General features: G+C 67.8%; 9 protein-coding genes. 2 read left to right on the forward strand and 7 right to left on the reverse strand.

Annotated elements, in window-relative coordinates:
• Positions 1-2 precede the first annotated feature (2 nt).
• Entirely contained in the window at positions 3-4,937 is a 4,935-nt protein-coding gene (locus AC3ENO_RS04065; RefSeq protein ID WP_434969328.1) for a helicase, read from the forward strand.
• A gap of 1 nt (position 4,938) precedes the next feature.
• Here the strand turns inward: AC3ENO_RS04065 and AC3ENO_RS04070 are convergent, their stop codons facing one another.
• The 7 genes from AC3ENO_RS04070 to AC3ENO_RS04100 all read right to left on the reverse strand — a co-directional run bounded on the left by AC3ENO_RS04070 (position 4,939) and on the right by AC3ENO_RS04100 (position 12,429).
• A complete protein-coding gene (locus tag AC3ENO_RS04070; RefSeq protein ID WP_434969329.1) occupies positions 4,939-5,457 on the reverse strand; it encodes a hypothetical protein in 519 nt (172 codons plus the stop codon).
• 126 nt (positions 5,458-5,583) lie between these two features.
• Positions 5,584-5,940, reverse strand: coding sequence for a helix-turn-helix domain-containing protein (locus tag AC3ENO_RS04075; RefSeq protein ID WP_434969330.1), 357 nt, complete (start codon positions 5,938-5,940; stop codon positions 5,584-5,586).
• Between the two features lie 76 nt (positions 5,941-6,016).
• Positions 6,017-7,339 (reverse strand): tyrosine-type recombinase/integrase, encoded by a 1,323-nt coding sequence (locus tag AC3ENO_RS04080; RefSeq protein WP_434969331.1) that lies wholly within the window; start codon positions 7,337-7,339, stop codon positions 6,017-6,019.
• A complete protein-coding gene (locus AC3ENO_RS04085; RefSeq protein WP_434969332.1) occupies positions 7,339-7,563 on the reverse strand; it encodes a helix-turn-helix transcriptional regulator in 225 nt (74 codons plus the stop codon). The genes AC3ENO_RS04080 and AC3ENO_RS04085 overlap by 1 nt, the downstream gene beginning before the upstream one ends.
• Positions 7,564-7,846: 283 nt before the next feature.
• Positions 7,847-10,840 (reverse strand): bifunctional [glutamine synthetase] adenylyltransferase/[glutamine synthetase]-adenylyl-L-tyrosine phosphorylase, encoded by a 2,994-nt coding sequence (locus AC3ENO_RS04090; RefSeq protein ID WP_434969333.1) that lies wholly within the window; start codon positions 10,838-10,840, stop codon positions 7,847-7,849.
• 17 nt (positions 10,841-10,857) lie between these two features.
• Positions 10,858-12,195, reverse strand: a complete 1,338-nt coding sequence (locus AC3ENO_RS04095; RefSeq protein WP_434969334.1) for a glutamine synthetase family protein — start codon at positions 12,193-12,195, stop codon at positions 10,858-10,860.
• A 21-nt stretch (positions 12,196-12,216) separates the two neighbouring features.
• Complete coding sequence (locus AC3ENO_RS04100) at positions 12,217-12,429, reverse strand: SPOR domain-containing protein (protein WP_434969335.1); 213 nt, start codon at positions 12,427-12,429, stop codon at positions 12,217-12,219.
• Positions 12,430-12,501: 72 nt separating this feature from the next.
• On the opposite strand from AC3ENO_RS04100, the gene ppgK reads away from it, so the two are divergent.
• A complete protein-coding gene (gene ppgK, locus AC3ENO_RS04105) occupies positions 12,502-13,299 on the forward strand; it encodes a polyphosphate--glucose phosphotransferase (RefSeq protein WP_434969337.1) in 798 nt (265 codons plus the stop codon).
• Positions 13,300-13,301: the final 2 nt, after the last annotated feature.

Raw genomic sequence — 13,301 nt, forward strand, 5'->3', positions numbered from 1 at the left:
ACGTGGAAGCCATCCAGCTCATCCACGATCTGAACTCCACGGGTCGCGCTGCATCCCCGGAGGGGCAGCGCGTGCTCGCCCGCTGGTCGAGCTGGGGCGCGATCCCCGAGGTGTTCGATGACCTGAAGCCCGAGTGGGACGCCGAGCGCGCCGAGCTGCGCGAGCTGCTGAGCGACGACGAGTGGGAGGCTGCGGGGCGGACGACCATCAACGCGCATTACACCGACCCGATGATCGCCCGGCAGGTGTGGCGACTGCTGGACGGGCTGGGGTTCCGCGGAGGTGCGGTCCTCGAGCCCGGCTCCGGGGCGGGCACGTTCATCGGCCTCGCGCCGGAGTCGGCACAGATGACCGGAGTGGAACTCGACCCCCTGACGGCGGCGATCTGCGCCGAGCTGTACCCGCACGCGACCGTCCGTGCCGAGTCCTTCGCCGACACGCGACTGCCCGAAGGACACTTCGACGCCGCCATCGGCAACGTGCCGTTCAGCAACCTCACCCTGCACGATCCGCTTCACAACGCGACCCGGCAATCGATGCACAACCACTTCATCATCAAGTCGCTACGCCTGACCCGGCCGGGCGGCCTCGTCGCGGTGCTGACCTCCCACTACACGATGGACGCACAGAACCCCGGGGCGCGGCGGGAGATGAACGAGCTGGCCGACCTCGTGGGCGCGATCCGCCTGCCCACCGGGGCGCACCGCCGAGCCGCAGGGACGGAGGTCGTCACCGACCTGCTCGTGTTCCGGCGGCGACCGGACGGCGAGCAGATGCGCGACGACGCCTGGGAGACGGTCGCGCAGGTGCCCATCGACGACGTGCCGATGCGGATCAACCGCTACTTCGATGAGCACCCGGAGCAGATGCTCGGGGAGGTCGGCGTCGGCCACGGGATGTACGACGCGGCCACGCTCACCATCACGACCGACCTGGCGGACCTGGAGGCGGAGCTCGCCGTCGCCGTCGACCAGCTCGTGTTCTCCGCTCGCCGTGCCGGGCTGACGATCACGGAGCGGACCGCCGAGCAGCAGGCGCGCCGGGCCGCGTTCACGCCGTCGGCGCCGGAGTTGTGGGACGGCAGCATCGTGGCGAGCGAGAGCGGCGGCTTCCGCACCGTGGTCTCAGGCGGGCTGGAGCCGCTCGCGGTGCCGAAGTCCGCCGAGCGCGAGCTGCGCGTCCTGCTGCGTCTGCGCGACGGGGCATCCCGCCTGCTGACCGCGGAGGCTGCGAGCGTGGACGACACGCCTGACATCGTGCTCACCCGCACGACGCTACGTCGCGACTACCTGAAGTACGTCGGCACCTACGGGGCGCTGAACCGCTACACGCTGCGCCCCACCGGGCGCACGAACGAGGATGGCGAGGAGACCTTCGCCCGCATCGTGCCGACCGCGATCCGCCTGCTGCGCTCCGATCCGTTCGGTCCCCTGGTGCTCGCACTCGAACAGTTCGACGACGAGGATCAGTCCGCGTCGCCTGCCGCGATCATGAGTCACCGCGTGGTGGTGCCGCGCGCCGAGGTGCAGGGTGTCGACAACCCGGCCGATGCCATCGCGGTCAGCCTCGACCGCACTGGCCGCATCGACATCACTCTCGTCGCCGACCTGCTCGGCATGAACGACCGCGAGGCGCGCGAGGCGCTGGGAACGCTCGTGTTCGCCGATCCAGTCACGAACCAGCTCATCCACGCGCCGGAGTATCTGTCGGGCGACGTGCGGGTCAAGCTCGAAGCGGCACGGCTCCGCGCCGAGGACAACCCGGAGTTCCAGGTCAACGTCGATGCGCTCGCTGAGGTGTTGCCCGCGCCGCTGGGCATCCAGGACATCCACGCGAAGCTCGGCGCGGTCTGGATCAGCGCCGACGTGCACGAGCAGTTCCTGCGGAGCACCCTGCGCGCGCCCGACGTTCGCGTGGAGAACCCGCTGCCAGGCATGTGGGAGATCCGCGGCGGACGGCAGGGGCTGCCCTCCACCTCGGAGTGGGGCACACCGCGCCGCCCCGCGCCGGACATCGCCCAGGCCGTCATGGAGCAGCGGACGATGCTCGTCTACGACGAGGAGAAGGACATCGACGGCAAGGTGCGCCGCGTGCTCAACCCCGTCGAAACCGCCGCCGCTCAGGAGAAGGCCGACGCACTCCAGGAGCGGTTCAGCGATTGGGTGTGGGAAGACCCGGCCCGCGCGCAGGCACTCGTGGACGAGTACAACCGGCGCTTCAACTCCATCGTGCTCCGCGACTACACGGATGCCGGGGCGTATTTGTCGTTGCCCGGCCTGGCGTCGAACTTCGAGCCGCGCACGCACCAGCGGGCCGCGGTCGCGCGCATGGTGTCCGAGCCCGCCGCGGGTCTGTTCCACGAGGTCGGCGCGGGCAAGACCGCGGAAATGATCATGGGCGCAATGGAGATGCGCCGGATGGGACTCATCAGCAAGCCCGTCGTGGTCGTGCCCAATCACATGCTGGAGCAGTTCGGGCGCGAGTGGCTGCAGATCTACCCGCGCGCCCGTGTGCTCGCGGCGTCGAGCCTCGATCTCACGGCAGACAAGCGGCGGCTGTTCGTCGCCCGCGCTGCCGCGAACGAGTGGGACGCGATCATCGTCACCCAGGGCGCGTTCGCCAAGATTCCGCTGCGCGCCGAGACGCAGGCACAGTACATCCGCGGGCAGGTCGAGGACGTGCGGCGAGTGCTGGGCGAGGCTACCGGCGAGCAGCGGATGAGCGTCAAGCGCATCCAGCGCAAGCTCCTGGCGATGGAGAACAAGCTGAAGGAGCGCACCGATACCGACCGCGACCGCGGCGTCTGCTTCGAGGACACCGGCATCGACTACGTCATCGTCGACGAGATGCACATGTACAAGAACCTCGCCACGGAGTCGAACATCCGCGACGCCGCCATCGAGGGCTCGGATCGCGCGAGCGACCTGCACATGAAGCTCGAATATCTTCGCTCGGCAGGACGCGAGCGGGTTGTGACCGCGGCGACGGCGACACCCATCTCGAACTCGATCACCGAAACCTATGTCATGCAGCGATACCTGCGGCCCGACGTGCTGGAGTCGGCGGGTGTCGGCGCGTTCGATGCGTGGGCGGCGACGTTCGGCGAGCTGGTCACGCAAATGGAGATCTCGCCGACCGGCAGCACCTTCCGAATGAAGACCCGCTTCGCCCGGTTCCAGAACGGGCAGGAGCTGCTGCGTATGTGGTCGGTGTTCGCCGACGTGAAGACCGCCGACGACCTCGACCTGCCCGTGCCCGCGCTCGTGCAGCGCGACGACGGCAGCCGCGCGCCCTCCACCGTGCCGGTGCAGCCGACCGTCGAGCTGGAGCAGTACGTCGCCTCCCTCGCCGAGCGCGCCGAGAAGGTCGCCACCCGCCAGGTGCGGCCCGACGAGGACAACATGCTCCTGATCGCCACCGACGGGCGCAAGGCCGCGCTCGACATCCGCATGGTCGTCCCCCGCGACCCGTCCGGGCCGAGCAAGGTCGACGTCGCCGCCGACGCGATCCACCGCATCTGGGAGCGCACCCGAGACAACGAGTACCTCGACACGCTGACCGGGCAGCCCTCCACGGTGCGCGGGTCGCTCCAACTCGTGTTCTCCGATATCGGCACCCCGAACCAGGACAGGTGGAACGCCTACGACGAGTTGCGGCAGCAGCTCGTGCAGCGCGGTATCCCCGCCGAGCAGGTCAGGTACATGCACGAGGCGAAGACCGATTTGGAGAAGGCCCGCCTGTTCGCCGCGGCCCGCGCCGGCCACGTCGCCGTGCTCTTCGGATCGACGGAGAAGATGGGCGTCGGCACGAACGTCCAGGCCCGCGCCATCGCACTGCACCACCTGGACTGCCCGTGGCGGCCCTCCGACATCGCGCAGCGCGACGGGCGCATCATGCGGCAGGGCAACCAGAACGAGGAAGTGGCGATCGTCCGCTACGTCACCGAGCGTTCCTTCGACTCCTACATGTGGCAGACCGTCGAGCGGAAGGCCGCGTCGTTCGCGCAACTCCTGCGCGGCAAGATCAACGCCCGAGAGATCGAGGAGATCGACACCTCCGCGCTGTCCGCAGCCGAAGCCAAAGCCATCGCCTCCGGCAACCCGCTCCTGCTGGAGCACTCCGTCATCCTCAACGAGGTGAACCGGCTCCGCCGCTTGCAGCGCGCTCACGAACGCAACGAGGACATGCTCGTCCACACCGGCAACCGCGCCCGGTCAGCCGCCGAGCGCGCCGCCGCGGACATCCGCGGACTGGAAGCCGCTGCCCCACGGATGATCGACACGAGCGGCGACAGGTTCCGCATCACGCTCGGCGCACGCGACTACGACTCCCGCTCCGAAGCCGCGCACGCCCTCGCCGCGTGGATGGGCGACTCCGGGCTGAAGTGGCTGCCCGGGTACGGGCACAAGGACTTCGGGATCATCGGCCGCATCTCAGGCTTCGACATCCACGTCGAGGCCCGCTCCGGGCTCGCCGCCCTCGATGTGACCGTCTCCCTGCCCGAGGTGCCCCGCTCGGGATTCACGATGCCGAAGGAGTCGTTCCTGGAAGCCGGGCTCGGGCTCGTGCAGCGCATCGAGAACCGTGTCAGCGGCATCCCCGCACTCCTCGACCAGGCCCGCGAAGACCTGGAAGAAGCCGAGCAGACCGTCGCCGACACCCAGCAGCGCCTCGGCCAGCCGTTCCGCCACACTCAGGCTCTCGCCGATGCCGAGGAAGACCTCGCCCGCGTCGAGTCCCAGCTCGCCGCGATGCAGGACGAACCGGCACGCGAGCCCGCCGCGCCAGAGTCCGAGCGGGTCGAGCTGACCGTCGAAGCAGTGCGCTCCTACGAACCGAACCTCGGGTCGCGGGAGGGTGCGGGTCGTGAGCCCGCGGCCCCGTTCGTCCCCGCGACGCCCCCTGCCGCGCCGCCGGGCAACGCCCCGCGGCTGTAGCTCAGCGACACTCCGGGCCGCGCCCGTCGATGATCGTGGCGGGGTCGGCGATGATCTGCTCGCAACGCAGGCAGCGCGCACCGCGAAAGATCACCTCCGGTTCGCCGTGGATGCCTTGCTCGGGCTCGACCTCGTAGAGGTCCGCGTGTGCGGCGAACAGGCGAGGATGATCCCTGGCGATGGCGGCATGGAACTGCGCGGGCGTGGTCGGCGGGTTGAGCTGACGCTCGACGAACAGGTCGATCACCGTCGAGTACGCATCGCGGGTGAGCCGCGCGGCGAGGAACAGATCGGGGTTCGCCGCCGAAATGCCGACGCTAGCAAGATCGTCCAGCCCGTAGTCGTCCACATCCTCGGTGACCAGGAACCGCGCGCCCCCGGCCGCAGCATCGGCAAGGATCTGCCGATCCGCGCCCTTCGTGCCTCCGAAGCGTTCCGCACCCGTGCCGGTCGGCCCGAGCAAGACGTCGAATCGCTCCCGGACACTCGACGGCGGCAACGCCCTCGGGCGCATGTGCACCTGGGCCTCCCGCTCGGCAGCCCGGCTCCAGAGGCGCGGAGGCCGCTCGGCACCCCGCCGACGACCAGCAGAGTCCGAGTGATGGGCTTAGCGATGATGTTCGCGTCCAGGAGAACGCGCGTCAGCTCACTGATCGCCGAAGAGGTCGTCACGGAGTTCATCGCGCGTCAGCTCCACGAGGTCGCCCATCGTCTTGCGCCAGTACCGCTCGAACTCCTCGTAGGGGATGCGATTGCGATTGCCGACCTTGACCGCGCGAATCTCCCCCGCCTTGATCTTCCGCGAGATGGTGGGACGAGACACGCCCATCGCGTCGGCGACCTGCTCGGGGGTCATCATGCGGCGCTTCGCCGTCAGCGTCACCGTCTCCCCATCGGCTGCCGCCTGCTGTACATACGCGGCGACCTGCTTCAGCCAAGCCGGGCGCGCCCCGGCGCTGGAGCGCACATCCTCCGGGTTGATCGTCAAGCTCGTCATGGTCATGACCCCATCCTACCCCGCCTGCACACTCTGGACAATACAAGTGTTCATACGGCATCCCCTTCTTGAGCCTTACAGTTCATGCGTCGATGCCCGCGAACGCCTCGTCGAGCGCGTCAGCCGCGACCTCGACGATGAGGTCGGGACGCTTCGCGTAGTGCCCTTCCGTGATGTCGGTGCTGCTGTGCCCGAGCAGGTCGCGTGCGACCTCGACGCCTGCCATGTCCGACACCGCCGCAGCGACCGCCTTGCGCAGACTGCGGAAGGTGAGATGCTCGGCGTCGACCCCGATAGCCAGCAGTTCCGGCTCGAACTCGCGGCGGAACATCCTGAGCAACTCGCCAACGGCGCTGGGGTCGCGCGGACGGCCGCGCTCGGACGTGAACAGCACGTCGTCTGGATTGCGTTCGGGGTCGGGAACGTGGCTCGCCACGAGTTCGCTCAGTACCTTCGCCGCGAACTTCGGCACGCGAACCCAACGCTTCTGCCGCTCCGCCTTGGGTGAGTCCTGGCGGAACAGGCCGCGGGACTTGGTGCGAACCATCGTCCCGCCGACCCAGACGAGCGCCTCCATCGTGAGGCTTCCATCCGGTTGTTCCACCGCCTCGAACCGCACGTCCTGGAACCGGATTGCAATCGGTTCCGCTGTCCGCTCTGAGGTGCCGAGCGTGATGAGGATGTAGTCGGCGAGCAGCTTGTAGTTGGGCCGTCGGCCCACTGGATACCGCTTCCGGTGCCGCTCGGGCCACACCTCGCGGATGAGGTGGAGGATGTACTTGACCTGCACCGCGTCGAGTTCGAAGTACACCGTGTCCGGCTCGTCCGCTCGTCTGGTCGCACGGATCGGGTTCGCCACGACGACCGCCCCGTACCGTGTGTTCTGGATCGACCCGGCAGCCGAGAAATGCCCCTGCTGGATCGCCCAGTCGAACATCAGCGACATCACGTTCCGAACCTTGTTCGCGGTCGTCACCGACTTCTCCCGTGCGATGTCCATAAGCAGCCCATCAGCACGGTCGGCAGTGATGTCGGCGATGGGGATGACCCCAGCGCGCGGGATGACATGCGCGCGCACCACCGAGGCGTAGCCATCGACGGTCTGCTCGCGGCGCTGACGCAGCACCCGAGGATCATCGTCGTGGTACGCCGTCTTCAGCCACGTCGTCGCCAGCTCAGCGACGGTCATGAGCTGTGTTCGTCGCGCCAGGACTCGACCGACAACGACATCAGCCGCTTCCTGCAACGCGGTCAGAGCCTCAGCCTCAGTCGCTCCGCTGCCGCTGGGACGACGCTCTTGCCCGTTGCCGTCATAGACCCGCGCCCGCGCGATGACCAGGCCGTTCGGCTCAACGGTGTAGGTCACCTTGCCAAGTTCGCCGAGCGCGCGCTTCGGCCGAGCCATCAGTCGCCCGCACTTTCCGTCGGGGCCACGATCCGCCCCGCGATGAACGCCTCTACATCCTCATCGCGGTAGCGAACGTTGTGCGACGAGAGTGCGACGAACGGCAACCCGAGACCTCGGCTGCGCGCACGCTCTGTCCGCCAGTCAGCGAGCGTCCTGATCGGGATGCCCGTGTACTCCGCAAGCTCCTGCGGAGTCCAGAGGCGGGGGCGGTCGTCGCTCATATCAATGAGGTAGGCGGCACCACCCGCAGACCTCCAGCGACCCCCGTAGGACGGCCAAGTATCGAGTAAACGGACGGGTTCTCGGACAGCCGCAGCAGCGACCCCACTCATGCTCACCATTGCACTTCCCTGTGTTTGCAGGGAAGTGTGAGCCTGCGGAACCCCCTCCGGTTCTCAGATCCTCAAGCCGAGCTGTACTTCGGCGTCTGAGATCAGACCACGCGAATGGCCCGCATCCCCTCGGATGCGGGCCATTCCGCGTCTACGGTGTCGCGGAAGCCGCTCAGCCGTAGAAGTACTTCTCGAAGACGCGCCGCGCCCGACGAGTGGCACCCAAGTAGTCCTCTTCGACCTGGGACGCAGAATGCGGCGGGTATTCGAGCAAGCGCGCGAGTCCGTCCAGCTTGCGGCGATCCGCGGGCAGCACATCGCTGGTCTGACCCGAAAGCAACGTGTTGGCAGAGCGCAGTCGGCTCGCCAGAACCCACGCCTGCCGCAGACGCTCGACGGCGCTGCTGGGAAGCAGCGAGTGTGTCGCCAGGGCGTCCAACGCGCGAAGCGTGGACGTGGTCCGCAGTTCGGGTATGGCATGGGCGTGCTGGAGTTGGAGAAGCTGGACAAGCCACTCGACGTCGCTGAGTGAGCCCGGGCCCAGCTTGAGATGCCGGGCGGGATCGACCCCCTGTGGCAGTCGTTCGTTCTCGACACGCGCCTTGATGCGCTTGATCTCACGCAGACCGGCGGCGTCCGCTGACACGGGGTATCGCACGGAGTCGGCGAGGTCGGTGAACGCGCCGATCAGCTTCACACTGCCGGCCACTCCTCGGGAGCGCAGGAGAGCTTGCGCCTCCCACGACAGCGACCATCGCCGGTAGTAGGCCGCGTAGGCATCCAGCGACCGGACGATCGGCCCGTTGCGTCCCTCCGGTCGCAGATCGGCATCCAGATCCAGTGGGAGACGCTGATCCTCGGAGTGCTGCCGCAATCCCGCCACCAGAGCGTTCGCAAGCTGGGCCGCGCGGCTCTCTTCCACACCGTTGGCACGGTAGACGTAGAGCACATCGGCATCCGACCCGAACCCGAGCTCCGCACCCCCGAAGCGCCCCATCGCGATCACGGAGAAATCGAGTGCGTCGTCCTCGGGGGGAACCACCTCGCGCCGCACGGCGCGCAGAGTGGCCTGGATGGTGACCTCCGTGATCGTCGTCAGCGCGTCCGCGATCTCCGCAATCGACAAAATGCCCAGGATGCCGCCCATCGCTGTGCGCAGCACCTCCCGGCGACGCAGAGCGCGAACCGCTCGTGCCGCGTCCTCGATCGAGGAGTGGCGCGTCTGAATGGCGCGAGCCTCCTCCTGCAGCGCCAGACCCGAGCGCGGGCGAAGGTGGTCCTCGTCATCCAGCCATGCAGCCGACTCCGGTATCCACTCGACGAGTTCACCCACGTACCGCGAACCGGAAAGGACACGCGTGAGACGTTCGGCCGCCCCCGTCGAGTCGCGGAGCATGCGCAGGAACCAGGGCGTGTCACCGAGGCGCTCGCTCAGGCGACGGAAGGAGATCAGTCCGTAGTCGGGGTCGACACCGTCGGCGAACCATCGGATCATGACGGGCATGAGGTGACGCTGGATCGTGGCCTTACGACTGAGGCCGGTCGTGAGTGCGCGGATGTGGCGCAGAGCACCCGGGGGGTCCGAGAACCCGATCGCGGCGAGCCGATCGTGAGCCTGATCCTCCGACAGGCTGCGTTCCTCGGCGGGAAGTGCCGCGACCGCCGACAGCAGCGGCCGGTAGAAGAGCCGCACGTGGATATCGCGCACTTCGCGCTTGATGGTCTCCCACTGATCGAGGAGGGCCGCGCCGGTGTCGGCCAGACCCGTTGCGCGAGCGAGCACCCGCAGCTCGTCGGGATCGGTGGGCATGAGGTGTGTGCGCGACAGCCGGCGCAACTGGAGTCGATGCTCCATCAGCCGAAGCAGCCGGTAGTCGCGTGCAAACGCGGCGGCGTCGGCGCGCCCGATGTAGCCCTCGGCGACCAGCGCATCGATTGCCGGCAGTGTCCCCCGTTGCCGAATCGCCTCGTCGCTCAGGCCATGCACGAGCTGCAGGAGTTGAACCGTGAACTCGACATCGCGGATGCCGCCGGGCCCGAGCTTGATCTGCTGAGAGACCTCGTCCGGCGGGATGTGGTATGTCACCCGCTCGCGCATCCGTTGGACGCTGTCGACGAAGTTCTCGCGCGCGGCGCTGGCCCACACCCGCGGCTGAACCTCTGCCACATACGCCTCACCCAGGGAGGGGTTGCCCGCGATCGGACGGGCCTTCAGCAGCGCCTGGAACTCCCAGCTCTTGGCCCACCGCTCGTAGTACGCCACGTGCGAATCGAGCGTCCGCACGAGCGCCCCCTGCTTGCCCTCCGGCCGGAGGTTCGGATCCACCTCCCACAGCGGAGGTTCGACCTCGACACCCGAGATACCCCGCATCGTCTGCACAGCCAGGCGAGTGCCGATATCGACGGCGCGACTCTCGGAGACGAGGGACTCGTCATCCGTTCCGGCGACGAAGATCACATCGACGTCGGAGACGTAGTTGAGCTCGCGAGCACCGCACTTGCCCATTCCGATGATCGCCAGCTGGGTAGCGTCGACCTGCTCGCGAGAGAACTGGCCCGCCGGTCCGCCCGTCGAGATCCGCGTGCGAGCGATGCACAGGGAGGCCTCCAGCGCGGCCCCTGCCGCATCGGCCAGCGCGGCCGCAACCGCTTCCAACACCGATTCGGGCGCCGTGTGCGACAGATCGAACAGTGCGATGCGCGCCACCTGGGTGCGGTACGCCACACGGAGTCTGACCCACGCCTGCTCGGAGCCGTCATCGGCAAAGCCCGCCTCGGCGCCGACAGCGTTCAGCAGCGTGTCAGTGAGCTCCGCGTCTGTCGGAAGACGGACGGCCCCGCCATCGAGCGCCGCGATCTCTCCCGGATGCCGCGCGTAGAACTCCCCGAAACCGCGCGATGCCCCGAGCAACAACCAGAGGTCCGACCAGCGTCGCTCGTCGGCCGCGGCGCCGCGCAGCGCCTCGCTGTCGCGGCGCGCCACACGGAGGAGCGCGTGCAGCGCGGCATCCGGATCAGCGGCGCGCGACGCCGGCGCACCGATATCGGCGCGGGCCCGGCCCAGAGTCTCGGCGAGCTCCGTGAGCCCGGCATCGGCCTGGGCGAGCTCGCTGAAGCCCGCACGGGCCAGATCGGTCAGTCCCGTGGTCCGTTCGGTGGATGCCATCAACGGTCCCCGAGCGGTCAGAGCATCTCGAGATTGCTCTTCAGCTCATACGGAGTCACCTGCGAGCGGTACTCCTGCCATTCGCGACGCTTGTTGAGCAGGACGTAGTTGAACACCTGCTCACCGAGCGTTTCCGCGACCAGTTCGGAGTCTTCCATGTACTCGAGCGCGTGGTCCAGGCTCGCCGGCAGCGGCGCATAGCCGAGTGCGCGTCGCTCGGAGTCGGTGAGGGACCACACGTTGTCCTCGGCCTCGGCCGGGAGCTCGTATCCCTCTTCGATCCCCTTCAGGCCTGCCGCGAGAAGGAGCGCATACGCCAGGTACGGATTGGCCGCCGAATCGAGCGCGCGATACTCGACCCGGGACGACTGGCCCTTATTGGGTTTGTACAGCGGAACGCGCACGAGCGCGGAACGGTTGTTGTGGCCCCAGCAGATGAAGCTCGGTGCCTCGTCGCCTCCCCACAGCCTCTTGTAGGAGTTCACGAACTGGTTGGTCACCGCGCTGATCTCGTTCGCATGCCGCAGGAGCCCCGCGATGAACTGTCTCCCGACTTTCGAGAGTTGGTACTGCGCGCCCTCCTCGTAGAACGCGTTGACGTCGCCCTCGAACAAGGACATGTGCGTGTGCATGCCGCTTCCGGGCTTGCCGCTCAGAGGCTTGGGCATGAAGGTCGCGTACACGCCCTGTTCGATCGCCACCTCCTTGATGACGGTGCGGAACGTCATGATGTTGTCCGCGGTCGCGAGCGCGTCGGCGTAGCGAAGGTCGATCTCGTTCTGGCCGGGGCCGCCCTCGTGGTGGCTGTACTCAACGGAGATCCCCAGATCCTCCAGCATCCGCACGGAGCGGCGTCGGAAGTCATGGGCGGTGCCGCCGGGAACATTGTCGAAGTACCCCGCGGAGTCGACCGGCTCTGGCCCCTCGGGCCCATAGGACGAGGACTTCAGGAGGTAGAACTCGATCTCGGGGTGGGTGTAGAACGTGAAACCGGCGTCCGCGGCTTTGGCCAATGTCCGCTTGAGGACGTGGCGCGGGTCGGCGACGGCAGGCTGTCCATCAGGCGTCGTGATGTCACAGAACATGCGCGCGGTCGGGTCGATCTCGCCGCGCCACGGCAACGTTTGGAACGTCGTGGGGTCGGGGTGCGCGAGCAGATCGGACTCGTAGGAACGAGTGAGTCCTTCGATCGCCGAACCGTCGAAGCCCAGCCCCTCAGTGAAGGCACCCTCGACCTCGGCGGGAGCGACAGCCACTGACTTCAGAGTGCCGATGACGTCGGTGAACCAGAGACGCACGAACTTGACGCCGCGCTCCTCGATCGTGCGAAGGACGAAGTCCCGCTGCTTGTCCATGGCTGTCCTCTCGTAGGAACGTCAGTGGGCGGCGTTGCCGCCGGTGCCCCAGGAATCCTCGCGAGCCTCGTCGTCGGCCCAGGCGCGCGACCGCTCCTTCATGATCTCGGGTGCTCGAGCTGCCTCTTCGGCCGTGTCGAACGGGCCCGCGCGGTCAACCGCGGGCGACTCGAAGCCCTTCTCCACCTGACCGGTGGTCAGGTTGTACCAGTACTTCTCGGCATCAGCGGCCACGTCTGCTCCCTCGGTGCGTTCCGTTGACTCGATCCTACTGATCGAGAGCGCGCGGATGGGTAGGCTGATCGCATGGCATCTGAGCTGACCCGAGCAGTGGGCATCGACATCGGCGGCACGGGAATCAAGGGAGGTGTCGTCGACCTCGAAGCGGGTGAACTGGTCACCGATCGCATCAAGGTTCCGACGCCCGTCGGCGCTGAGCCGCCCGCGGTCCTGGAGGCCGTCAGGCAGGTTCTCGACACACTCGAGGTCGCCGATTCCGACATCCCGCTCGGGGTCGCCTTCCCCGCGATCGTCAAGAACGGCAAGACCCTGTCAGCGGCGAACGTGTCGGACAAGTGGATCGGTTTCGAAGCGGAGAAGTTCTTCGAGGACGGGCTGGGTCGCGACATCCATTTCGCCAACGACGCGGATGTCGCCGGGGTGGCGGAGGTCCGCTACGGGGCAGCCAAGGGCGTCAGCGGACTCGTCCTGCTCACAACGCTCGGCACGGGAATCGGCTCGGCGATGATCTACAACGGCGTGCTCATTCCCAACTCCGAGCTCGGGCACCTCGCGCGGCCGGGCAAAGACAAGGATGCGGAGTACTACGCCGCCTACTCCGCGAAAGAGCGTGAGGACCTCACGTGGGAAAAGTGGGCCAAACGGCTCCAGTGGTACTACAGCCACCTGGAGTTCCTCTTCTCCCCCGACCTGTTCGTCGTCGGCGGCGGAGTGTCCAAGCATCCGGACGAGTTCCTGCCGCTGCTGACGCTGAACACGCCCATCGTTCCCGCGGTGCACCGCAACAACTCCGGCATCATCGGCGCCGCCGCGCTCTCGCTGGGCGCGATGCCTCAGCTGGCCGAGACGACCTCGGCCAGCTGAGG

Source organism: Microbacterium sp. bgisy207 (assembly GCF_057706855.1).

What these genes read in the sequence shown, in the direction of transcription:
- AC3ENO_RS04075 (WP_434969330.1), bottom strand. Translation starts at nt 5,940, where the DNA reads ATGACCATGACGAGCTTGACGATCAACCCGGAGGATGTGCGCTCCAGC.
- AC3ENO_RS04080 (WP_434969331.1), bottom strand. Translation starts at nt 7,339, where the DNA reads ATGGCTCGGCCGAAGCGCGCGCTCGGCGAACTTGGCAAGGTGACCTAC.
- AC3ENO_RS04085 (WP_434969332.1), bottom strand. Translation starts at nt 7,563, where the DNA reads ATGAGCGACGACCGCCCCCGCCTCTGGACTCCGCAGGAGCTTGCGGAG.
- AC3ENO_RS04090 (WP_434969333.1), bottom strand. Translation starts at nt 10,840, where the DNA reads ATGGCATCCACCGAACGGACCACGGGACTGACCGATCTGGCCCGTGCG.
- AC3ENO_RS04095 (WP_434969334.1), bottom strand. Translation starts at nt 12,195, where the DNA reads ATGGACAAGCAGCGGGACTTCGTCCTTCGCACGATCGAGGAGCGCGGC.
- ppgK (WP_434969337.1), top strand. Translation starts at nt 12,502, where the DNA reads ATGGCATCTGAGCTGACCCGAGCAGTGGGCATCGACATCGGCGGCACG.